This is a genomic window from Massilia sp. YIM B02763 (assembly GCF_030412015.1).
Lineage (GTDB): Bacteria > Pseudomonadota > Gammaproteobacteria > Burkholderiales > Burkholderiaceae_D > Telluria.
Genome location: NZ_JASNRD010000037.1, coordinates 1 through 21,904, shown reverse-complemented (window position 1 = coordinate 21,904; position 21,904 = coordinate 1). Strand labels below are relative to the sequence as shown.

Sequence of the window (21,904 nt, the reverse complement as noted above, 5' to 3'; positions counted from 1 at the left end):
TCGACCGTCCCGCGCGGAGCGCCCGGCCCACGCCGGCCGGCTGCCGTCCACGTTCCCGTCCCGTCCACCTTTCCCGACCTGGCCGATGCATCGTCAACTGAATTCCTTCGCGAACCGCGACCTGCGCCGGCGCATGGCGATGTGCGTGCTGGCCTGCCTGGCGGTGCCGCTCGGTCTGGCCATGCTGGCGCCGCCGGCGGCGGCCCAGAGCGCCATCGCGAACACCCAGCTGCAGCGGCGCGTCAAGGCCGCCTTCCTCGTGAAGTTCCTCGGCTACGTCGATTTTCCCGCGGGAGCGTTCGTCGACCATGCCGCGCCGCTGACGATCGGCGTGATCGATGCGGACGACCTCGTCGACGAACTGGAGCGCGCGGTGGCCGGACGCAGCATCAACGGCCGCCACATCGCCGTGCGCCGGGTGCGCGAAGGCGAGGGCGGCGTGCCCGTGCACCTGCTGTTCGTGGGCGGACGCGATCCCGTGCAGGTGGGCCACGTGGTGCGCCAGGCCACCGGCGCGATGCTGGTCGTGACCGAATGCGAAAACGGCCTGCGCCAGGGCAGCGCCATCAATTTCCGCCTGGTCGACGAGCGCGTCCGCTTCGACGTGGCGCTGGAGGCGGCGGAACGCAATGGTGTCAAGCTCAGTTCGCGCCTGCTGACGGTGGCGAGCCGGGTACAGAAAGGAGCGCAATGATGACGGCGCGCGATGGCGGCACCGTCCGCGGCAAACTGATCCTGATGGCGGTGTCCACGACCTTCGTGGCGCTGCTGGCGGCCTCCTGCGCCATGCTGGCGTTCGACCTGCGCGCCTTCCAGCGCTACTGGGTCGACGACTTGGTGGCGCAGGCCGACATCATGGCGCGCGTCACGGCGCCGGCGCTGGCCTTCAACGACGACGACGCGGCGCGCCAGAACCTGAACGTGCTGCGCGCCCGTCCCCAGATCCTGGCTGCGGCGATCTATACCGCCGCCGGCCGGCGCGCGGCCACCTATGCCGTGGCCGCCGGGCAGGCCGTGCCACGGCAGCCCGAAGCGCCCGGCCACCGCATCGACGGCGCCGAGGTCGTCGTGTTCCGGCCGATCGTGGAGAACGGCGAGCAGCTGGGCACCGTCTACCTGCGTTCGCGTTACGGCCTGGTCGACCGGCTGGGCAGCTACGGCGCCATCCTGGGCTTCGTGATGCTGGGCGCGCTGCTGATCGCCGGCCTGGTGGCCTCGCGCCTGCAGGCCGCCATCACCCGTCCGCTGGAGGCCGTGACCAATGTCGCGCGCCAAGTGATGCAGCGGCGCGACTTCACGCTGCGCGTGCCGGGCAATGCCGGCGGCGAGATCGGCGTGCTGGTCGACGCGTTCAACGACATGCTGGCCGAGATCGGCCGCCGTTCGCATGCGCTGCAGGAAGCGAACGCGACACTGGAACACGAGATGGAGGTGCGCAAGCGGGCCGAGGAGGCGCTGCGCACGGCCGACCGCCGCAAGGACGAATTCCTCGCGACGCTGGCGCACGAGCTGAGGAATCCGCTGGCGCCGATCCGCACGGGCCTGGACATCCTGCGCCTGCGCAGCGGCGACGCCCAGGCGACCCAGCGCGCCACCGACATCATGGAGCGCCAGCTGCGCCAGATGGTACGCCTGGTCGACGACCTGCTCGACGTCTCGCGCATCAACACGGGCAAGTTCGCCATCAAGACGGGCCGCGTGGAGCTGAAGGCGATGGTCAACGACGCGCTCGAGGTGGTGCGCCCCTACATCGAGCTGCATGGCCACGACCTGGTGATCGACCTGCCGGACCGTCCCGTGTTCCTGCACGGCGACGCCACGCGCCTGGCGCAGATCCTGTCGAACCTGCTGAACAATGCCGCCAAGTACACCAACCGCGGCGGCAGGGTGAGCCTGAAGGCGACCGTCGAGGACCGCACCCTCGTGATGGTCGTGGCCGATACCGGCATCGGCATCGCGCCGGACATGCTCGATACCGTGTTCGAGATGTTCGTGCAGGTCGACTCGACGCTCGAACGGTCCAACGCCGGCCTCGGCGTGGGATTGTCGCTGGCGCGCAAGCTCGTCGAGCTGCACGGCGGCACCATCGAGGCGCACAGCGCGGGGCTGGGCCACGGCAGCCAGTTCGTCGTGCGCCTGCCGATCGTGGTCGATCCGGAATTGCCTGCCAAGCCCACCCCGGCCTCGTTCATCTCGGCCGAGACCTACCGCATCCTGCTGGCCGACGACAACGTCGACTTCGTCAACAGCATCGGCGCGCTGCTGACCGCCATGGGGCACAGCGTCGTCATCACCCACACCGGCCCGGATGCGCTGGCCGCCGCCAAGCGCTTCTGCCCGGACTACGCTTTCCTGGACATCGGCCTGCCGCAGATGTCCGGCTACGACCTGGCGCGCCACATGCGCGAGCTGCAATGCTGCGCGATGACGATCATGATCGCCGTGACTGGGTGGGGGCAGGAAAAGGACAGGCAGCTGGCATTCGAGGCGGGCTTCGACCATCACATGGTCAAGCCGGTGCGCTTCGAGCAGATCGAGGAAATCCTGAACAACCGCAGCATCATCAAGAAGCTGCGCACCTGAACGGCGGGGCGGCGAAACTGCCGCGCGGGAAGGACCGGGACATAAAAAAAGCGGAAGCGCATGCGCTTCCGCCCAGGTGTTCAGCGTAAGCTGCGATTACGCTTGCTTGGCTGCCTTGCGGCGGCGGGCCAGGAAGCCCACCACGCCCAGGCCGGCCAGCATCATGCCGTAGGTTTCCGGTTCCGGAACCGGAGCGGCCAGCGAAACGGCGCCGCCGAAGCTGGCAGCGTCGGCCGAGACCAGATTGCCGCTGACGGCCAGGTAGTAGTCGCCTGCAGCCAGGCTGCCGCTCGACACGGTCCAGACGTCGATGGCGCCCGACGAGCCCATGGTGCCTTCAGCGATCAGGGTGTCGCCAGCGGCGCTGTACAGCGACAGGCCGGTGATGTCCAGGCCGGTGCTGGCCGAACGGCTGATCGACGACACGACGGCGTCGAAGGTCCAGCCGGTCGTGCCTTCCACGGTGAAGGTGAAGTGGTCGTCGAACGAGGCGCCGCTGTTGCCGGCGGCCAGGGTGTCACCGAAGAAGCCGGTGCCCTCGGTCAGGTCCAGGACCTGCGGGGTGGTACCGACGGTCTGTGCCATGACGGCCGACGAGCCGAACGAAGCAGTAGCGAATACAGCAGCAGCAATCAGAGATTTTTTCATTTCTTTCCTCGCGTAGAAATCAGCCGCGTCATGCAGCTTGGTTTACAAGAATCGGGGAACTTCATGCTATCAAATTGCCGACAAAGTGCGCGAAAAACTACAGATGTGTGCGCTTCTGCGTGGAAATATTCCTCTGTTCAATAATTTCCTGGGGGATTCGTCATAAACCCGCTCTTCATAGGGAAAATGGTCGAATTGGCATGAGCAATAGCGCAAATTTGGGCTAGTTGCACAGTATCTGTCAGTGCAGTCCTACTTCAAGACGCGAGAAATTCCTCGGCAGGGGACCATCGCGGCTAAACAGTTTTTTATGAACAGATGGCAAGCGCACACGTGTTTTGCCGCTTCCGCGCAGTAAGAAGTGTATTGGGTGAGGAGAATGGTGGGGCGAAATGAAAAAGGCCAGATCCGCAGATCTGGCCTTTCGTATTGGTTGGTGCGGCTGGCAGGAATCGAACCCACGACCCCTTGGTTCGTAGCCAAGTACTCTATCCAGCTGAGCTACAGCCGCCCGAGGCATGCATTATAGCGGCGTTTTGCCGATTGGAAAAGAGCAAGACTGACGGGAATGCAAGACGTGCCGACCTTCAGCGGCAGTCGTGTCCGTAAGCTTGTCGGTAGGGCTTGCCGAAGCAGGATAGCAGGCCGTCGACGATGTCGCCATTCGGCGGCCAGGGTATCTTGCGCATCTGGCCGTCGGCCATGTCGACTTCGACATGGCCGTCGATGACGGGCGGGATGTCCTGGCCGAGCGGCGCCGGAACGGCGGCAAGCCTGGACCGCGCTTCTTGCAGCGCAGGCTTGTCCTTGCGCAGGAAGGCGATCGTCGCATCGACATACGGATTCCATCCCGCACGATCCGCCTCGGCAGGCTTGCGTGCCCGTTCCAGCAAGGCAATGGCTTCCTTTGTCTGCCCTGCATGTGCGCGCAGTTGTCCCTCGTGCCAATACAGCAAGCCGGCTTCGCTCTTACGGGCTTGCCGGTAGTCGCGCAGCAGGTCGGCTGCCGCCAGGATGCAGCCGGGCCTGTCGGCGAGCGCACGCCATCCTCCGGCCAGGTCCTGGTCGAACTGGGTTTCGCCCAAGGCGAGCACGTGTGTCCGGTCCGCGTCGCAGTTCGGCATGGTTGCCTGTCGGGCGAATACACCGCATGAAGCGAGCAGGGTGCAGGAGAGGAGGGCGATCCGGCTTCGGCGTGCCATGGATTCCCTGTCAATGTTGAACAAGAGGACAGGGTAGCAAAGGACGGCCAGCGGCAGTGGAAAACGCTGCCGAAAAAAAAAGGCCAGATCCGGAGATCTGGCCTTTCATATTAGTTGGTGCGGCTGGCAGGAATCGAACCCACGACCCCTTGGTTCGTAGCCAAGTACTCTATCCAGCTGAGCTACAGCCGCCCGAGGCACGCATTATAGCAGCCCTTTCAAGATCGTCAAAATCCCGTCTGCGAAGCGAAGAATCGGCCCGGAATGGCAGGGCAGGAGCGAAAAAAAAAGGCCAGATCCGGAGATCTGGCCTTTCATATTGGTTGGTGCGGCTGGCAGGAATCGAACCCACGACCCCTTGGTTCGTAGCCAAGTACTCTATCCAGCTGAGCTACAGCCGCCCGAAGCACGCATTATAGCAGCCCTTTCCTGAATGGCAAAGCATGCTTGCTGCATTCATGGCGGCGCCGTGCTGGATGCGTCCCTGTTTCGGAAAAGAAAAAGGCCAGATCCGGAGATCTGGCCTTTCGAATAAGTTGGTGCGGCTGGCAGGAATCGAACCCACGACCCCTTGGTTCGTAGCCAAGTACTCTATCCAGCTGAGCTACAGCCGCCCGAGGCACGCATTATAGCAGCCCTTTCAAGATCGTCAAAATCCCGTCTGCGAAGCGAAGAATCGGCCCGGAATGGCAGGGCAGGAGCGAAAAAAAAAGGCCAGATCCGGAGATCTGGCCTTTCATATTGGTTGGTGCGGCTGGCAGGAATCGAACCCACGACCCCTTGGTTCGTAGCCAAGTACTCTATCCAGCTGAGCTACAGCCGCCCCGAGGCCGGGATTATAGCAGCGCTTTCCGGAATGGCAAAGCCCGGCGGAGACTATCCTGCATCGTTCCATCCGCATGGCGAACGGACAAAGAAAAAGGCCAGATCCGCAGATCTGGCCTTTCGTATCGCTTGGTGCGGCTGGCAGGAATCGAACCCACGACCCCTTGGTTCGTAGCCAAGTACTCTATCCAGCTGAGCTACAGCCGCCCGATGCACGCATTATAGCGGTGCATGCAGGATTGCGGAAGTCTTAATTTTATTCAACGTATCATGGCGTTCTGTTAGATTAGGACATTCGTCTTCATCAGCATCCGTCTGGCCGAACCATGCACCACCAGCATCCGTTTTCGCGACGCTGCCCCCCGGCCTGGCAGCGCCCCCTGCGCATGGCGCTTGCCGGCCTGCTCCTCCTTTGTTCCTGCCAGGCGGCGCTGGCCGGCGGGCCGCGCAGCCTGCGCTTCGAACATGTGGGGCTGGAAGAGGGCTTGTCGCAGGAATCGGTGCTCACCATCCTGCAGGATCGCGACGGTTTCATGTGGTTCGGCAGCCAGGCGGGCCTGAACCGCTTCGACGGCTACCGCATCCGTGTGTTCCGCAACGATCCGAACGATCCCGGCAGCCTGGCCGACAATTTCGTGGGCGCGTCGCACGAGGATGCGCAGGGCCGTTTGTGGTTCGGCACGCGCGGCGGCCTGGTGCGCTTCGACAAGGCCAGCCAGCGTTTCGCCCGCTATCCGCTGAGCCGGCGCAACGACGGCTTGGCGCGCAACAGCGCCGTCAACGCCATCGTCGGCGACGGCAAGGGCGGCCTGTGGGTCGGGACCGGCGACGGCCTCGTCCACCTCGACCCCGACAGCGGCCGGTTCCGCTCGCTGCAGCGCGAGGCGGGCATCGCGGGCACGCTCAGCGACGAGCGGGTCAATGCGTTGGCCGTCGACGGGCGCGGCGGCCTGTGGGTCGGCACCGGCGTCGGCATCGACTACCTGGCTCCCGGCGCCGTGCGCTTCGACCATTTCGACGTCGGGCCGCGCCGCGACAGCAAGCGCAACAGCGTGGCGGCCTTGTCCATCGATGCGCAGGACACCTTGTGGATCGGCACCGGCAGCGGGCTGGAAGCCTGGCATCTCGGCGACGGTCCTCCGCGGCGCGAGCGCGTGGACATGGGCGCGGGCACGGACGACGTGCGGGTCCGCAGCCTGTACCACGACAGCGGCAACAACCTCTGGGTCGGTACCAATCTCGACGGGCTCAAGTGGCGCGATCCGAGCAGCGGCCGCTTCATCGCCTACGCCAGCCAGCCGCTCGACCGCCACGCACTGTCGGACAACCAGGTCAGCGCGATCTGGGTCGACCGCACCGGCACGCTGTGGGTGGGCACGATGTTCGGCGGCGTCAACCGCGCCGACCTGGCGAGCGGCGGCTTCCACCGCTTCAGCTACGTGCCCGTCAAGGGGCGCGACGGCGGCGCGCGCAAGGTGCGGGCGATCGCGCCCGGCCCCGGCGGCGGCCTGTGGCTGGGGACGGTGGGGGGAGGCATCCTGCACCTCGATCCGGCCAGCGGCCGCGTGGTGGCGGTGCGCAACGATCCGCGCGATCCGTCCAGCCTGCCGGACGACCTCGTCACCACGCTGCTGCGCGGGCGGGGACGCCTGTGGGTCGGGTCGCCGAGCGGCCTGTCCTGGCGCGACGATGCGACCGGCCGCTTCACGACCGTCCGGCTGGGCACAGACGCGGCCGGCAACTACGTGCAGCGCCTGGCCGCGAGCCGCGACGGCAACGTCTGGGCCGTCACCCATGGCGGGCTGTTCATGCTGGCGCCGGACGGACGCGTCGCGGGCGCGTGGCGCCACGACCCCGCCGACCCGTCCAGCCTGGGCGAGAACTACGGCTACGCGGCGCTGGAGGACCGGCAAGGGGCGATCTGGGTCGGCACCGAGAACGGCCTGGACCGTCTCGACCGCCAGACCGGCAAGTTCACCCACTTCCGGCGCGATCCGCGCGTCAGCGGCGGCCTGGTCCATAACCGCATCGCCGACCTGTACGAGTCGGCGCGCGGCGACGTCTGGGTCGGCACGGCCGGCGGCCTGGCAAGGGTCGAGCGTGGGCCCGGCGGCCAGGTGTCGTTCAAGCTGTTTCCCGTGACGGCGGGGCGCGAGCAGGTGCCCATCGGCGCCATCCTCGAGGATGCGCACGGCAGCATCTGGGCCAGCACCACGGCGGGCATCAGCCGCGTCGACCCGGACACGGGCCGCTTCAAGGCCTACGGCGCCAAGGACGGGCTGCTGGACGGCACCTATTTCATCGGCTCGGCCCTGCGCGGCGCCGACGGCGACCTGCATTTCGGCGGCGGCAACGGCATGACCTCGTTCGCGCCCGATGCGATCCGCGACAATCCCTACGCGCCGGTCGTCGTCATCACCGACTTCTGGGTATTCAACCGTCCGCGCACGCTCGCCACGAGTCCGGGCAAGGCAAATGCGGTGGAGCTGGGCTACCGCGATTCCGTCTTCACGCTCGAATTCGCCGCCCTGCATTACGCCGACCCGCAGTCGAACCGCTACGCCTACCGCCTGCGCGGCTTCGACCAGGACTGGACCGAGACCGACGCCGGCAAGCGCTTCGCGACCTACACGAACCTGGACCCGGGCACCTACCTGTTCGAGGTGCGCGCGGCCAACAAGGACGGCGTCTGGAGCGAGAAGCCGGCCCGGCTCGCGATCACGATCACGCCGCCGTACTGGCGCACCTGGTGGTTCCGCTTCCTCGCCACGGCCGTGGTGCTGGGCGGCGCCGCATTCGTGTACCGCCTGCGCGTGCGCGTGCTGGTGCGCCAGACCGAGCGCCTGGAACGGCAGGTTGGCGCGCGCACGGCCGAACTGGTGCTGCAGAAGGACCGCGCCGAGCGCCGCAAGCAGGAAGCGGAAGCGCAGAAGGAAGCCGTCGAGCAGGCCCGGCGCAATATCGCGCTGCTGTCGGAGATCGGGCGCGAACTGACGGCCAACCTGGACAGCGAGGCGATCATGGCCAATGTGTACGGCCAGGTGCGGCGCCTGATGGATGCGCGCCTGTTCGCCATCGGCGTCGCCCGGACCAGCGGCCGCCTGGACTATCCCTACATCGTCGAGGACGGCTGCCGCGCCGAGGACGAGCATGCCTGGCCGGACGCGGTGCGGCGCCTGGGCGAGCAATGCCTGGCGAGCGGCGAGGAGATCATCATCGGCGACATGGCCCAGGAAGCCCCGGGCCACATCGATGCCGACGGGGCGGGCGCGCACGCGCCCGGCCAGGTGCCGCGTTCGCTGCTGTTCGTGCCGATCGCCGTCGGCACGCGCGTGCTGGGCGTGATCTCCGTGCAGAGCTGGCGCGCCTGGGCCTACCAGAACGTGCAGTTGGACATGCTCAGCACGCTGGCATCGTATGTCGGCGTGGCGCTGGACAATGCCGACGCCTACCGCCAGCTGAAGGAAACCCAGGCCCAGCTGGCGGCGCACGAGAAGCTGGCCTCGCTCGGTTCATTGGTGGCGGGCGTGGCGCACGAGCTGAATACCCCGATCGGCAACAGCCTGCTGATGGCCAGCACGCTGCAGGAAAAGACGGAGGACCTGTCGGCGCGCTTCGCCGCCAACAACCTGAAGAAATCGGACCTGGAGGCGTGGATCGGCGCGGCGCGCGAGGCCAGCGCCCTGATCCAGCGCAGCCTGCAGTCGGCCGCCGACCTGGTGAACAGCTTCAAGCAGGTCTCGGTCGACCAGGCCAGCACCCAGCGCCGCCGCTTCGACCTGGCCCAGGCCTGCCACGAGATCGCGGCGACGATGATGAACCAAGTGCGCCGCGCCGGCCATGCGCTGGAGCTGGACGTGCCGGCGGGGATCGCGATGGACAGTTATCCGGGCCCGTTCGGCCAGGTCGCGATCAACTTCATCAACAACGCGCTGCTGCACGCCTTCGATGCGCCAGGCGGGCGCATGGTGCTGTCGGCCTCCATGCTCGATGCGGAGCGCGTGCGCGTCGTGTTCCGCGACGACGGCCGCGGCATCGCGCCGGAGCACCTGGGACGCATCTTCGACCCCTTCTTCACGACGCGCATGGGGCAGGGCGGCACGGGGCTGGGCCTGAACATCGCCTACACGATCGTCACGACGCTCCTGGGCGGCACGATCCGCGTGGACAGCGAGCCGGGACAGGGCACGGCCTTCGTGCTCGATTTGCCGCTGCGGCCGGCCGATGCGCGGGCGCTCGGCGGCGTGCAGCCGGATCACGAGGCCGCATAGCGAGGCAGCATCGGCTCGTCGAACGCGTGGACGGGAAACCCGTCCACCCTACGGCAGGGTGGACGTCTCGGCCGTCCACGCGCTCGACGAAGGTCCGACGATCACACGACGTTCTTGGGCGTCCCCGCCGCCCATGCTTCCAGGTTATCGACCAGCATGTCGGCGAGCGTCTGCATCGCCCCGCCGCTGGCCCAGGCCACGTGCGGCGTCAGCACGAAATTCGGCAGGCGCAGTTGCAGCAGCGGGTTGTCGGGCACGGGCGGTTCCTTGGACAGCACGTCGAAACCGGCGCCCGCGATGGTGCCGTCGCGCAGCGCCGCCGCCAGCGCCGCCTCGTCGACGAGGCCGCCGCGCGCCGTATTGATCAGGATGGCGCTCTTCTTCATCGACGCCAGTTCCGCCGCGCCGATCAGGTGGCGGGTCGTGTCCGACAGGGGCAGGTGCAGGCTGACCACGTCGGACGTCACCAGCAGCTCGGCCAGCGGCAGCGCCAGCACGTCCGGATCCTCGATCGGCGAGCGCGACGTCGCCGCCACCCGCATGCCGAAGGCGCGGCCGATCTGCGCGACGCGCTTGCCCAGCGCGCCGTAGCCAACGATGCCCAGGCGGCTGCCGGCCAGGTCGGAGACCGGGTGGTCGAGCAGGCAGAAACGGGTCGAGCGTTCCCATTGGCCCGCCTCGACGTCGGCAACGTAGGCGCGCAGGTTGCGGCGCACGGCCAGCATCAGCGCGAAGCAATGCTCCGGCACCGAAACCAGGGAGTAGTCGCGGATGTTCGCCACGACGATGCCGCGCGCGCGGCAGGCGGCCAGGTCGACGTTGTCGGTGCCGGTGGCGGCCACGGCGATCATCTTCAGGTCCGGCAGCCGTGCCAGCGCATCGGCGCGGATCGGTACCTTGTTGGTGACGGCGATGGCGGCGCCCTGCAGCCGCGCGACCACCTCGTCCGGCACGGTGGCGGGATAGTCGCGCCAGCGGTGCGCGAACGAAGGAGGGCGGATCGTGGCGATCAGGCTGTCGCGGTCGAGGAAGACGATGTCGTGCATGGCGGTCCCGGAAAAAGTCGGACTGCCATTCTAGAACAAGGCCGCGCGGGGCGTGGGGAACGAAAAAAGGACAGGCGAACCTGTCCTTCGAGGAGGATGGGGCTCGAGCCGGGATTATTTCGCCGCGGTGGCGTCGGCTTTCTTGTCTGCGTGGTCCACGGCCTTGTCGGCAGCGGCCTCCGCTTTGGCTTTTTCGGTCTTCTTGTGGGCCTTGGCCTTCTTCTTGTCGGCGTCGGCCTTGGCTTCGGCGACGTCCGCCTTCGCCTCGGCCGTTTCTTTCTGCACCTTCGCGTCGGCCTTCGCGGCGGCCTTGCTTTCCTTGGCTTGCGCCTTGGCGACATCCTTGTCGGCCTTCGCCTCGGCGTGGGTGGCCGGCGTCGCGGTCGAGGCGGGTGCGGTGGCGGTCGACTGGGCGAATGCGGAAGTGGCGAACAGGCCTGCGATCAGGGTAGCGACGATTTTATTCATGGCAGTTTCCTTCAGGTGTCGTTGATATATAGGGTAGGACATTCCCGGTGCTACTGAGCGGAAAACGCGATGGCTTCCGCTCCGGTTGACGGCCCCTTACATCCGCTTACAAAGTCTGCGATACTCATCTGGCATTTCCGCGTGTCACCTTCTTAAACAATATCGACGCCAGAGAGTACGCCAACGTGAAATCCACCATCCTTGCCATGACCGCCGTCGCGCTCGCCGCCGCGACCCTCGCCGCGCAGGCGGCCGGCACCGTCCACATCGACCCCAAGCGCCTGTCCGAGGACGTGCGCATCCTGTCCTCCGACGCCTACGAAGGCCGCGCCCCGAACAGCGCGGGCGAGACGAAGACCGTCGAGTACCTTGTCAAGCAGTTCCAGGCCGCCGGCCTGCAGCCGGGCGGCACCGCCGTCAACGGCAAGCGCGGCTGGACCCAGGACGTGCCGCTGGGCCGCTTCGAGATCAAGGGCCCCGTCGAGGTCTCCGTCAACGACGGCAAGGCGCGCCAGGCCTTCACCCAGGGCAAGGAGATCGCGATCCGCGCCGCCATGACGGGCGCCAAGTCCGTGTCCTTCCAGGACGCGCCGCTGGTGTTCGTCGGCTACGGCGTGACGGCTCCGGAACGCAAGTGGGACGACTTCAAGGGCGTCGACCTGAAGGGCAAACTGGCCGTCGTGCTGATCAACGACCCGGACTTCGAGACGGGCAAGGGCGATTTCGGCGGCAAGGCCATGACCTATTACGGCCGCTGGACCTATAAATTCGAAGAGATGGCGCGCCGCGGGGCGCTGGGCACCATCATCGTGCACGAGACCGATCCGGCGTCCTACGGCTGGGCCACGGTGAAGAACTCGAATACCAACGTCATGTACGACATCGTGCGCACCAAGCCGCTCGAAGCGCACGCGCCGGTGGAAGCCTGGATCCAGCGCGACACGGCGCAGGACCTGTTCAAGCGCGCCGGCCTGGACTTCGACAAGCTCAAGAAGGAAGCGCAGGGGCGCGCCTTCAAGCCGGTCGCCCTGAAGGGCATCACGCTGTCGGCCAAGTACGATGTCGACGCCCAGGTCATCACCTCGAAGAACGTCGTCGCGCTGCGTCCCGGCAGCACGCACGCCGACCAATACGTGATCTACAGCGGCCACTGGGACCACCTGGGCGTCGGCCTGCCGGATGCGAAGGACGACAAGATCTACAACGGCGCCGTCGACAACGGCACTGGCATCGCCGCGCTGCTGGAGCTGGCGCGCGCCTACGGCAAGGCGCCGGCGCCGCGGCGCAGCGTCGTGTTCCTGGCCGTCACCGCCGAGGAAAAAGGCCTGCTCGGGTCGGAATACTATGCGTCGAACCCCGTCTACCCGCTGGCCAAGACCGTCGGCGTCATCAATATGGATGCGCTGAGCCCCTACGGCCCGGCGAAGGACTTCACCATTTCCGGCAACGCCAAGCTGGAACTGCTCGACCGCCTGGTCGCCAAGGCCAAGGAAAGGGGCATCCGCTTCTCGCCGGATCCGAAGCCGGAAGCGGGCCACTTCTTCCGCTCCGACCACTTCCCCTTCGCCAAGGCCGGGGTGCCGGCGATCTCCTTCGGCTCGGGCGAGGACTGGGAGCAGGGCGGCGTCGCGGCCGGCAAGGCGTCCGAGGAGCAGTACGTGAAGGTCGCGTACCACCAGCCGGCCGACGAATGGAAGGCCGACTGGCCGTTCACGGGCATGGCGCGCGACCTCGACATGCTGTATTCGCTGGGCCGCGACCTGGCCGATTCGACGGCCTGGCCGAACTGGTCGACGGATTCGGAATTCCGCGCGGCGCGCGACCGCAGCGCGGCCGAGCGCAAATAAGTAGGCGCCGTCGCCCCTGCGCAGGCAAGGGCGACGATTCTACTGGGCAACCGACTAGCGTTACCTATCGTACAGTTCCGTTCGCACAATCTGGCTACACTATGTCCATCCTGGATGTAGAGGTGATGCCATGCCCGACGCACTCAAGCTGTACAAAGCCAAGCGCAATTTTTCCATCACGTCGGAGCCGGAAGAGGGCGGCCAGGCGAGTCCGGACGCGCTGACCTTCGTGATCCAGAAGCACTGGGCAACGCGGCTGCACTACGACTTCCGCCTGGAGCTGGACGGGACCATGAAGAGCTGGGCCGTGCCGAAGGGCCCCAGCTACGACACCCACGACCGCCGCATGGCGATCCACGTGGAAGACCACCCCATCTCCTATTCCGACTTCGAAGGCACGATTCCGCCGCAGCAGTACGGCGCCGGCAAGGTCATCATCTGGGACAAGGGCACGTGGGAGCCCATCGGCGACCCGCGCGCCGGCTTCGCCAAGGGCGAGGTCAAGTTCGAGATGCACGGCCACAAGATGCACGGGCGCTGGGTGCTGGTGCGCCTGCGCGGCCACGAGGACGACAAGCAGGAGCCCTGGCTCCTGATCAAGGAAAACGACGACTACGCGCGCCCCGCCGCCGAATTCTCCGTCATCGACGAATTCCCGGACAGCGTGAAGGACTTGCCCATGCCGGGCCGCACCACGGACACCACCGTGGCCAACGCCAAGGTCGCGCAATTGAAAGCCGAGCGCGATGGGGACGGAGCGGCCAAGCCGGTCAAACGGACGTCCGCCGCGGCGAGCAAGGCGCCCGCCGCCAAACCGGCGCGCGCGCGCCGCGGCGCCATGCCGGAAGGGGCGGTGAAAGCCGAGCTGCCCGCGGCGCTGAGCCCCGAGCTGGCTACCCTCGTCGACGGGCCGCCGCAAAAGCCCGAGGAATGGATCTACGAGATCAAGTTCGACGGCTACCGCATGCTGACCCGCATCGAGGGCAAGGACATCCGCCTGATCACCCGCAACGGCAACGACTGGACCGACAAGCTGCTGCCGCTGCAGAAGGAAATCCGGCGCATGAAGCTGCCGGACGGCTGGTACGACGGCGAGATCGTCGTGCACGACGAGAACGGCAAGCCGAACTTCAACCTGCTGCAGCTCGCGTTCGACGGCTCCAACAAGGCGCAGGTGGTGTACTTCGTGTTCGACGTCCCCTACTGCAAGGGCCACGACCTGCGCGACGTGCGCCTGGACGCGCGCCGCGCGCTGCTGCAGGACCTGCTGGCGGCCAAGACCTCGGACACCGTGCGCTTCTCGGCCGAATTCGGCACCGACCCCGACCAGCTCGTGGTGGCCGCGTGCCAGATCGGCCTGGAAGGCGTGATCGGCAAGCGCCGCGACTCGCGCTACGTGACGCGCCGCTCGCCCGAATGGATCAAGCTCAAATGCGGCCAGCGCCAGGAATTCGTCATCGGCGGCTACACCGACCCCCAGGGCTCGCGCACGGGCATCGGCTCGCTGCTGCTGGGCTACTACGACGACGAGGGCGTGCTGCGCTATGCCGGCAACGTGGGCAGCGGCTTCAATGGCGCCTCGCTGCGCCACCTGCGCGACGTGCTGGAGGGGATGACGGTCGACAAGAGCCCGTTCCCGGCGCGCGCCGTGCCGGGCCGCACGAACCACTGGGTGCGGCCGGAACTGGTGGCCGAAGTCAGCTTCTCCGAATGGACGGCGGGGGACGCCGTGCGCCACCCCGTGTTCCAGGGACTGCGCAAGGACAAGCCCGCGCGGAACGTCGTGCGCGAGCAGGCGAAGCACGTGCAGGAGAAGTCCGAAGCCGCGCCGCCGGCCAAGGCGCGCAAGGCCCCGGCCAAATCCGCCGCCAAGCCCGTCGAGACGGGCCTGCCCGGCAACCTGCCGGCCACCTTCCGCGTGACGCATGGCGAGCGCGTGATGGACAAGGAAAGCGGCGTTACCAAGATGGACCTGGTGCGCTACTACGCGCTCGTCGGCGCGCTGATGATGGAACACCTGGAAGGCCGCCCCGTCTCGCTGGTGCGCGCACCCGAGGGCGTGGGCGGCGAGCTGTTCTTCCAGAAGCATGTCACGGACACGGCCAAGATGCCGGGCGTCGCGCAAATGGACCAGGCGCTCGACCCGGAGCACCCCAGCATGACGCGGATCGCCACGGCGGAGGGCCTGCTCTCGAGCGCGCAGTGGAACGTCGTCGAGATCCACAGCCAGAACGCCACCGGCAAGCACTACGAGACGCCGGACCGCTTCGTGTTCGACCTCGACCCGGGCGAGGGCGTGTCCTGGTCCCAGGTGCAGGAAGCCGCGGCGCTGATGCGCGTCTTCCTCGAGGAGCTGGGCCTGAAGCCCTTCCTCAAGACCAGCGGCGGCAAGGGCCTGCACGTGGTCGTGCCGATCAAGCCCAAGCTGGACTGGGACACGGTCAAGGACTTCAGCCACGCCGTCGTCGACCACCTGGCGAAGACGCTGCCGGACCGCTTCGCGGCCAAGAGCGGCGCCAAGAACCGCGTGGGCCGCATCTTCATCGACTACCTGCGCAACGGCCGCGGGGCCACCACCGTCTCGGCCTGGTCGCCGCGCGTGCGTCCGGGCATGGGCATCTCCGTGCCCGTACGCTGGGACGAACTCCCGCGGCTGACGTCGGGCGCGCACTGGACCGTCAAGACGGTGCACGAGCGGCTGGACGAGGGGAATGCGCCGTGGGCGGAGTACGACAAGAGCGCGACGACGTTGACCAAGGCGATGAAGGTGCTCGGCTTCAAGCCTGGCAAGAAAAAATAACCGGCGCCGCTGCAATAACCGTCGCCCCTGCAATAACCGTCGCCACTGCAATTGCTGTCGCCCCTGCGAAGGCAGGGGTCCAATTCCTCGGCGTTGCGCCGGCGCCGGAAGAAATTAGGCCCTTGCCTTCGCAGGGGCGACGTTGTTCATTGCGACGGCAACGCTAGCTCTTGTCGTTCCTGACAATCCCCCGCACATTCATCGCGCACAATCCCGCCTGCAGCGCGATCAGCGCCCAGGCGCCGTCGTGCACGCCCCAGACGATCCACAGGAAGTTACTGAGGATGAAGGTGTAGAAGCCGACGATGCGCCGGCGCGCGTGGCGGGCGCCGACGAGGAAGGCGGCGCACAGCGTCACCACCATCGCCGGCCATTGCAGGAAGTCGATGACCGTATCCCAATCCACTAGGCGGCCTTCCTGCGTGCGGCGGGCTTGGCCGCGGTCTTGGCGACGGCTTTTTTTGCCGGGGCCTTCTTCGCGGCGGTTTTCGCGGCAGGCTTGGCGGCCGTCTTCGCTGCCGTCTTGGTCGCGGTGGCGCGCTTCGGCTTGGCCGCGCTGGCGTTCGCGTGCGCCGTGCTGCGTGCCGGGGCCTTGCGGGCGCGCGGCGGCGGGGCCTCGTCGTCGTCGTCGTCGTCGGACGGCTTGCGCGAGCGGCGCGGCGGCGGCTCGTCGTCATCGTCGTCGTCGCCGGCAGTGCGCGCGGGCTTCTTGCCCAGGCTCGCCTGCAGCAGCGCCACCAGGTCGATGACGTTGGACTTGGCCGGCTTCTCTTCTTCCGGCTCGGCCTCGGTGATGGTCTTGGTCTGGTTGGCGGCGACCTTCTTCTTGATCAGCGCCAGCAGGTCTTCGCGGTAGGTGTCGTGGTACTGCTGCGGCTTCCAGCGTTCGCTCATGCCTTCCACGAGCGCCCGCGCCATCTGCAGTTCCTTTTGCGTCACCTGCGCCGCCTTCGAATCGTCGGTCGGGATCTTGAGCTCGTCGGTGGGGCGGATCTCGTCCGGGTAGCGGATCGTGTTGAGCACGATTGCGTCGCCCACGCAGACGAGCGCCGCCAGGTGCTGCTTGACGCGGATGACGACGTTGGCGATGCCGATCTTGCCGACGTCGCGCAGCGTCTCGCGCAGCAGCGCGTACACCTTGTCGCCGCCCTTGCCTGGGGCGAGGTAGTAGGGCTGCTCGTAGTAGATCAGCGGGACCTGTTCCGCATCCACGAACGCAAGGATGTCGATGGTGCGCGTCGCTTCCGGGTTGGCCCGGCGCAGGTCTTCGTCGGACAGGACGACGTATTCGCCGTCCTTGTACTCGTAGCCCTTGATGATGTCGTCCCAGGAGACTTCCTTGCCCGTGTGCTTGTTGTAGCGCTTGAAGCCGATCGGCGAGAAGTCGCGCCGGTCCAGCATGGTCAGGTCGAGCGCGTGGTCGCTCGTCGCGGGATACATCTCGACCGGGATGTGCACGAGCCCGAAACTGATGGCTCCCTTCCACATGCTTCTCGCCATGATCGGCTCCTTTCGCTTATTCGCCCACGCTGCCGGTGATCGGCAGCACCACGCCCGTCACGTAGCCCGAGCACACGTTCGAGGCCAGGTAGACGTAGGCCGGCGACAGTTCTTCCGGCTGCGCCGGACGGCCGAAGGTGGTGGCCTGGCCGAACTTGGCGACCTTGTCGGCCGACTGGTCGGCCGGGTTCAGCGGGGTCCAGACGGGGCCCGGCGCCACGGCGTTCACGCGGATGCCCTTGTCCAGCAGGTTGGCGGCCAGCGACATCGTGAACGCGTGGATGGCGCCCTTGGTGGTCGAGTAGTCGAGCAGCTTGGGCGAACCCTTCAGACCCGTGACGGAGCCGGTATTGACGATCGCGGCGCCGCGCTTCATGTAGGGCAGGCAGGCCTTCGCCATGTGGAAGTAGCCGTAGATGTTCGTGCGCATGGTCTCGTCGAAGCGTTCCTCGTCGAGGTCGAGCAGCGATTCGGCGTGTTCCTGGAACGCGGCGTTATTCACCAGCACGTCCAGGCGGCCCCATTTGGCGACGATCTGGTCGACGGCCTGCTGGCAGAATTCCATGTCCTTGACGTCGCCGGCGATGGTCACGCACTGCTGGCCTTCGGCCTCGATGCAGCGCTGGGTCTCGGCCGCGTCCTCGTGTTCGTTCAGATAGAGAATGGCGACGTCCGCGCCTTCGCGCGCGAACAGCACCGCCACGGCGCGGCCGATGCCGGAATCGCCGCCGGTGACGATGGCCACCTGGCCGGCCAGCTTGCCGCTGCCCTTGTAGTGTTCGGCCATGAACTTCGGCTTCAGTTCGAGCTGGGCCTCGATGCCCGGCTTGGCGAGGTGCTGGGCCGGGAAGTCGCCGGCCGGTTGCTCGATGCCGGTCTGGGCGGCCTTGCTTTCGCCGCCGGCGTCACCCTTCTGCATGCTGCCGTCGCGCTGGTCCTGGCGGTTCTGGATCGCCTTCTGCTTGTTTGCCACATCATCCTGGTTTGCCATCGTACCCTCCATAAGCTTGATCCTTCCAGTATTCGGACGCACGGCAGGGCTGACGGTGCGCTTCCACACACATGCGCGCGATTGTCCCCGGCCTTCCGGGTCCTAGGCGTGGCATGTGCTTTATGGCAAACTGCGGCCACCGTATTCCAGGAGTCCACGATGTCGCAGCATGCCGAGCAGCCCGCAGCAGGGACCGGTCTTTACGTCAGCCCGATGGCGCGGCGGCGCGCCGAATTCGCGGCCGCCTGCGGTTCCCGGTTCGCGGCACTGCGGCTGGCGGACAGCGTCGATGCCGCGGCCCGGCTGCTCGCCATGGAACAGCCGGACCTGCTGGTGCTGGACCTGGAACGCTTCGAACCCGGCATCGACCTGGCCCCGCTGGGAGCACTCGTCGCTGCGCGCGGCAGCCGTCCGACGCTGCTGCTGTGCCCCTTCGGCGGGGCCGGCTGGCTGCCGGCGCTGATGGCCTTCGGGCCCGTCGCCTATGCGACCACGCCGCTGGAGCCGGCAGGCATGCGGGACGCCGTCGCGCGCGCGCTGGCGCCGGCCGCCCATGTTGATGCCGATATCGATACCGATGCGGCCACGCTGCGCGAACTGCTGGCCCTGCGCAGCCGTGTGCAGGACGCGCTCGCCGACGCGGACGATGCCCATGCGCTGGCCGAATCACTGTGCGGCGCCTTGTCTTCCTGGCCCGGCGTGCTGCACGCCGCCGTGCTGCTGCGCCAGCCGGACGGCGACGTGGCCGTCGCGGCCCAGCAGGGGCTGCCCGGCCTGTCGCTCGGCGCGCTGCTGCAGCGCACCGACCGCCTGCTGCATGTGCCGCTGCGCCATGCCTTCCCGGGACTGCTGGCGGCCGCCAGCGGCACCATGGTGCTGCTCGATCCGCCCGAGCAGGCCGGCGAACCGGCGCTGGCCGAGGCCTTGCGCGTACACGGCGTGGCGCTGGCGCTGGGCGTGCCGATACCGGCCGACGGGCCGGGTCCGGCAAGGGGCGCGCTGTCGCTGCTGTTCGGCGGCGCGCGTGCGTTCGCGCCCGAGGAGCTGGCGACGCTGCGGGACGTCGCCCGGTCCTGCGCACTGGGCCTGCGCATGGCCGACACGCAGCTGGAAAACGAGCAGTTGCTGGCACGCCTGACGCATATCTCGAACACCGACGCGCTGACGGGCGTGGCGAACCGGCGCCACGGCGAAGCGCTGCTGGAGCGGGAGATCAAGCGCGCGCGCCGCTACCGTGTGCCGCTCGCGCTGCTGTCCTTCGATATCGACCGTTTCAAGGCCATCAACGACGCCTTCGGCTATCCGGTCGGCGACGTGGTGCTGCGCACCGTGGCCGACGTCGCGCGCGCCGTGCTGCGTGCGAGCGACGTGCTGGTGCGCTCAGGCGGCGAGGAATTCCACATCGTGGCGCCGCACACGAGCGCGATCGACGGCCTGCGCATGGCCGAGAAGCTGCGCGCCGCGATCGAGCAGGCCGAGATTCCCGGCTGCGACCACGTGACGGTCAGCCTGGGCGTGGCCCAGCTGGGCGAGCAGGAGAGCGCCGATGCGCTCGCGCAGCGGGCCGACGCCGCCATGGCGCGCGCCAAGCGGGCCGGGCGCAACTGCGTCGAACTGGCGATGCAGTAAGCCATGCTCGCCTGGCTGAGGAATTACCGCCGCGCCGACCTGGCCGGCGACGTGGGCGCCGGCATCGTCGTCGCCATGATGATGATCCCGCAGGGCATGGCCTATGCGCTCGTGGCGGGCCTGCCGCCGGTCGTGGGGCTCTACGCCAGCATCGTGCCGCCGCTGCTCTACGCGCTGTTCGGCACCAGTTCCACGCAATCGGTCGGACCGATGGCGATCATCTCGCTGATGACGGCATCGGCGCTGGCGCCGCTGGCCACGAGCGGCGGCGCGCTGTACACGGTGCTGGCCGCGCAGCTGGCGGCCCTGTCCGGCGCCGTGCTGCTGGCCTGCGGCCTGCTGCGCATCGGCTTCCTCGCCAACTTCTTTTCGCGTCCGGTGATGAACGGCTTCACGCTCGGCTCGGCCGTGGTGATCGCGCTGGGCCAGGTGGACACGCTGCTGGGCGCGCCGCCGCCGTTCTGGCACGGCCCCAGCGCGGCGCTGGGCCTGGGCAGCATCGCCTTCCTGCTGGCCGCGCGGCGCTGGCTGGCGCCGCTGCTGCGCCGCCTGGGCCTGGCGCCCGGCGCGGCCGACATCGGCGCGCGCCTGGCGCCCATGCTGCTGGTGCTGGGCAGCGTGCTGCTCGTCGCGCTGCTGCACCTGGACGCGGGCGGCATGCGCACGATCGGCCACGTCCCGGCCGGCCTGCCGCACCTGAACACCATGGTCTCCGGCGAGCACTGGCAGGCGTTGCTGAAACCGGCCCTCCTGATCGGTTTCATGAGCTTCCTGATCGCCATGTCCGGTGCCCAGACGCTGGCCGTCAAGCGCGCGGAGAAGCTGTACACGGACCGCGAGCTCGTCGCGCTGGGCGCCGCCAACATCGGCAGTGCGATCAGCGGCGGCTTTCCCGTCACGGGCAGCCTGTCGCGCTCCGCCGTCAATTTCGCGGCGGGCGCCAACACCCAGCTGGCCGGCGTCATCACGGCCTTGCTGCTGGCCTGCGCGCTGGTGCTGCCGACCGGCTGGCTGGCGCTGCTGCCGCTGCCCGTGCTGGCGGCCACGATCATCGTCGCCGTGCTGGGCATGCTGGAGTGGAATACGCTGCGCACCTCCTGGCACTACGACCGCGCCGACGCGCTGGCGCTGCTGGCGACGGCCGGCGGCGTGCTGCTGCTCGGCGTCGAGGCCGGCGTGGTGCTGGGACTCGTGCTGTCGCTGGGCGCCATGATCTGGCGCGAGAGCCGCCCCCATATCGCGCTGCTGGGCCGCATCGCCGGCACGGAACACTTCCGCAACGTCGACCGCTACGCGGTGGAGACGGCGCCGGGCCTGTTGCTGCTGCGCGTCGATGCCGGGCTGTTCTTCGGCAATATCGAAGCCGTGAAGGCCAGGATCGAGGAAGAGCTCGCCGCGCATCCCGATACGCGCGACCTCGTGCTGGTGTTGTCGGCGGTGAACGCCATCGACACGTCGGCGCTGTTCGGTTTGATCGATCTCAACCATACGCTGGGACAGCGGGGCGTCAAGCTGCACCTGGCCGAGGTCAAGGGGCCCGTCATGGACCGCCTGCGTACATCGGCCCTTGTGGAACAACTGCGTGGCCATATCTTCCTCAGTACTGCCAATGCGTGGGACGCGCTCACACATTACAACACGTGATTGCAAGCAAAACCCAGCTGTGGCAGGATGGATCCAACGGATTTTGACAGAAAGGTGACATCATGCCCCGTTCGAGTACCCTCGTTATCCTGATTGCAAGCCTGGCGCTGACCCTGTTCGGTTTCGCCGCCGCCCTGCCGGCCGGTATCGCCATGGCCCTGGCGCTCGAACTCGTCGTCTGGAAGGCGGAAGTCGACCGCCAGCGCGAACTGCAGCTGGCCCGGGTCACCCGGAGCGCGCGCCCCATGCGCAACCAGCGCCGTCGCTGATTCTCCGCCGTCAGCCGCCGCTGGCGGCGAAGCTGTTCAGTTAAGCCCTTCGGGGGCTTAACCACCGTCGTCCCTGCGAAGGCAGGGACCCAATCTTGCAAGCGTTACAGTGATGCTTGCAGTGATTGGGTTCCTGCCTTCGCAGATACTGTGATCCTCAAGTTCTGGCAAGGGCTAAATT

At 67.5% G+C, this 21,904-nt stretch carries 15 protein-coding genes and 6 tRNA genes; 8 read left to right on the top strand and 13 right to left on the bottom strand.

Going from position 1 to position 21,904, the window contains the following annotated elements:
* Nucleotides 1–85: 85 nt before the first annotated feature.
* Together QPK32_RS25555 and QPK32_RS25550 are read left to right on the top strand one after the other, a co-directional pair.
* Nucleotides 86–694: a YfiR family protein gene (locus QPK32_RS25555; RefSeq protein ID WP_290415601.1), complete on the top strand. Its 609-nt coding sequence runs from the start codon at nt 86–88 to the stop codon at nt 692–694.
* Nucleotides 691–2,583, top strand: coding sequence for an ATP-binding protein (locus tag QPK32_RS25550; protein WP_290415600.1), 1,893 nt, complete (start codon nt 691–693; stop codon nt 2,581–2,583). Before QPK32_RS25555 ends, QPK32_RS25550 begins: the two co-directional genes overlap by 4 nt.
* 96 nt (nt 2,584–2,679) lie before the next feature.
* Here the strand turns inward: QPK32_RS25550 and QPK32_RS25545 are convergent, their stop codons facing one another.
* The 8 genes from QPK32_RS25545 to QPK32_RS25510 form a co-directional block, all read right to left on the bottom strand.
* A complete protein-coding gene (locus tag QPK32_RS25545; RefSeq protein ID WP_290415599.1) occupies nt 2,680–3,231 on the bottom strand; it encodes an FxDxF family PEP-CTERM protein in 552 nt (183 codons plus the stop codon).
* A 434-nt stretch (nt 3,232–3,665) separates the two neighbouring features.
* Nucleotides 3,666–3,742 (bottom strand) — tRNA-Arg (locus QPK32_RS25540).
* 76 nt (nt 3,743–3,818) lie between these two features.
* Nucleotides 3,819–4,433 carry a hypothetical protein gene (locus tag QPK32_RS25535; RefSeq protein ID WP_290415598.1) on the bottom strand — a complete coding sequence of 205 codons (615 nt, stop codon included), beginning with the start codon at nt 4,431–4,433 and terminating at the stop codon, nt 3,819–3,821.
* A gap of 115 nt (nt 4,434–4,548) precedes the next feature.
* A tRNA-Arg gene (locus QPK32_RS25530) sits at nt 4,549–4,625 on the bottom strand.
* A gap of 132 nt (nt 4,626–4,757) precedes the next feature.
* Nucleotides 4,758–4,834 (bottom strand) — tRNA-Arg (locus tag QPK32_RS25525).
* 136 nt (nt 4,835–4,970) lie between these two features.
* Nucleotides 4,971–5,047: transfer RNA gene (locus QPK32_RS25520), tRNA-Arg, on the bottom strand.
* Between the two features lie 132 nt (nt 5,048–5,179).
* Nucleotides 5,180–5,256, bottom strand: a tRNA-Arg gene (locus tag QPK32_RS25515).
* Between the two features lie 132 nt (nt 5,257–5,388).
* A tRNA-Arg gene (locus tag QPK32_RS25510) sits at nt 5,389–5,465 on the bottom strand.
* Nucleotides 5,466–5,584: 119 nt separating this feature from the next.
* Here QPK32_RS25510 and QPK32_RS25505 point away from each other — a divergent pair.
* Nucleotides 5,585–9,529, top strand: a complete 3,945-nt coding sequence (locus tag QPK32_RS25505; RefSeq protein WP_290415597.1) for a two-component regulator propeller domain-containing protein — start codon at nt 5,585–5,587, stop codon at nt 9,527–9,529.
* A 101-nt stretch (nt 9,530–9,630) separates the two neighbouring features.
* On the opposite strand, the gene QPK32_RS25500 is transcribed toward QPK32_RS25505, so the two are convergent.
* On the bottom strand, nt 9,631–10,575 hold the full coding sequence (locus QPK32_RS25500) for a D-2-hydroxyacid dehydrogenase (protein WP_290415596.1): 945 nt from the start codon (nt 10,573–10,575) through the stop codon (nt 9,631–9,633).
* A 114-nt stretch (nt 10,576–10,689) separates the two neighbouring features.
* Nucleotides 10,690–11,043 carry a hypothetical protein gene (locus tag QPK32_RS25495; RefSeq protein ID WP_290415595.1) on the bottom strand — a complete coding sequence of 118 codons (354 nt, stop codon included), beginning with the start codon at nt 11,041–11,043 and terminating at the stop codon, nt 10,690–10,692.
* A gap of 185 nt (nt 11,044–11,228) precedes the next feature.
* Here QPK32_RS25495 and QPK32_RS25490 point away from each other — a divergent pair, with 185 nt between their 5' ends.
* Both QPK32_RS25490 and ligD read left to right on the top strand, forming a co-directional pair.
* Nucleotides 11,229–12,890 (top strand): M28 family metallopeptidase, encoded by a 1,662-nt coding sequence (locus QPK32_RS25490; RefSeq protein WP_374046788.1) that lies wholly within the window; start codon nt 11,229–11,231, stop codon nt 12,888–12,890.
* Between the two features lie 130 nt (nt 12,891–13,020).
* Nucleotides 13,021–15,690 carry a DNA ligase D gene (gene ligD / locus QPK32_RS25485; RefSeq protein WP_290415594.1) on the top strand — a complete coding sequence of 890 codons (2,670 nt, stop codon included), beginning with the start codon at nt 13,021–13,023 and terminating at the stop codon, nt 15,688–15,690.
* A gap of 163 nt (nt 15,691–15,853) precedes the next feature.
* Here the strand turns inward: ligD and QPK32_RS25480 are convergent, their stop codons facing one another.
* The 3 genes from QPK32_RS25480 to QPK32_RS25470 are packed head-to-tail and all read right to left on the bottom strand — an operon-like array spanning nt 15,854 to nt 18,181.
* On the bottom strand, nt 15,854–16,096 hold the full coding sequence (locus QPK32_RS25480; RefSeq protein ID WP_290415593.1) for a hypothetical protein: 243 nt from the start codon (nt 16,094–16,096) through the stop codon (nt 15,854–15,856).
* On the bottom strand, nt 16,096–17,190 hold the full coding sequence (locus tag QPK32_RS25475) for a Ku protein (RefSeq protein ID WP_290415592.1): 1,095 nt from the start codon (nt 17,188–17,190) through the stop codon (nt 16,096–16,098). Before QPK32_RS25475 ends, QPK32_RS25480 begins: the two co-directional genes overlap by 1 nt.
* A gap of 16 nt (nt 17,191–17,206) precedes the next feature.
* Nucleotides 17,207–18,181 (bottom strand): SDR family oxidoreductase, encoded by a 975-nt coding sequence (locus tag QPK32_RS25470; RefSeq protein WP_290415591.1) that lies wholly within the window; start codon nt 18,179–18,181, stop codon nt 17,207–17,209.
* Between the two features lie 159 nt (nt 18,182–18,340).
* On the opposite strand from QPK32_RS25470, the gene QPK32_RS25465 reads away from it, so the two are divergent.
* The 3 genes from QPK32_RS25465 (at nt 18,341) to QPK32_RS25455 (ending at nt 21,723) form a co-directional block, all read left to right on the top strand.
* Entirely contained in the window at nt 18,341–19,810 is a 1,470-nt protein-coding gene (locus tag QPK32_RS25465) for a GGDEF domain-containing protein (protein WP_290415590.1), read from the top strand.
* A 3-nt stretch (nt 19,811–19,813) separates the two neighbouring features.
* Nucleotides 19,814–21,454 (top strand): SulP family inorganic anion transporter, encoded by a 1,641-nt coding sequence (locus QPK32_RS25460; protein ID WP_290415589.1) that lies wholly within the window; start codon nt 19,814–19,816, stop codon nt 21,452–21,454.
* Nucleotides 21,455–21,516: 62 nt separating this feature from the next.
* On the top strand, nt 21,517–21,723 hold the full coding sequence (locus QPK32_RS25455; RefSeq protein ID WP_290415588.1) for a hypothetical protein: 207 nt from the start codon (nt 21,517–21,519) through the stop codon (nt 21,721–21,723).
* Nucleotides 21,724–21,904: the final 181 nt, after the last annotated feature.

What these genes read in the sequence shown, in the direction of transcription:
- QPK32_RS25555 (WP_290415601.1), top strand. Translation starts at nt 86, where the DNA reads ATGCATCGTCAACTGAATTCCTTCGCGAACCGCGACCTGCGCCGGCGC.
- QPK32_RS25550 (WP_290415600.1), top strand. Translation starts at nt 691, where the DNA reads ATGATGACGGCGCGCGATGGCGGCACCGTCCGCGGCAAACTGATCCTG.
- QPK32_RS25545 (WP_290415599.1), bottom strand. Translation starts at nt 3,231, where the DNA reads ATGAAAAAATCTCTGATTGCTGCTGCTGTATTCGCTACTGCTTCGTTC.
- QPK32_RS25535 (WP_290415598.1), bottom strand. Translation starts at nt 4,433, where the DNA reads ATGGCACGCCGAAGCCGGATCGCCCTCCTCTCCTGCACCCTGCTCGCT.
- QPK32_RS25505 (WP_290415597.1), top strand. Translation starts at nt 5,585, where the DNA reads ATGCACCACCAGCATCCGTTTTCGCGACGCTGCCCCCCGGCCTGGCAG.
- QPK32_RS25500 (WP_290415596.1), bottom strand. Translation starts at nt 10,575, where the DNA reads ATGCACGACATCGTCTTCCTCGACCGCGACAGCCTGATCGCCACGATC.
- QPK32_RS25495 (WP_290415595.1), bottom strand. Translation starts at nt 11,043, where the DNA reads ATGAATAAAATCGTCGCTACCCTGATCGCAGGCCTGTTCGCCACTTCC.
- ligD (WP_290415594.1), top strand. Translation starts at nt 13,021, where the DNA reads ATGCCCGACGCACTCAAGCTGTACAAAGCCAAGCGCAATTTTTCCATC.
- QPK32_RS25475 (WP_290415592.1), bottom strand. Translation starts at nt 17,190, where the DNA reads ATGGCGAGAAGCATGTGGAAGGGAGCCATCAGTTTCGGGCTCGTGCAC.
- QPK32_RS25470 (WP_290415591.1), bottom strand. Translation starts at nt 18,181, where the DNA reads ATGGCAAACCAGGATGATGTGGCAAACAAGCAGAAGGCGATCCAGAAC.
- QPK32_RS25465 (WP_290415590.1), top strand. Translation starts at nt 18,341, where the DNA reads ATGTCGCAGCATGCCGAGCAGCCCGCAGCAGGGACCGGTCTTTACGTC.
- QPK32_RS25460 (WP_290415589.1), top strand. Translation starts at nt 19,814, where the DNA reads ATGCTCGCCTGGCTGAGGAATTACCGCCGCGCCGACCTGGCCGGCGAC.
- QPK32_RS25455 (WP_290415588.1), top strand. Translation starts at nt 21,517, where the DNA reads ATGCCCCGTTCGAGTACCCTCGTTATCCTGATTGCAAGCCTGGCGCTG.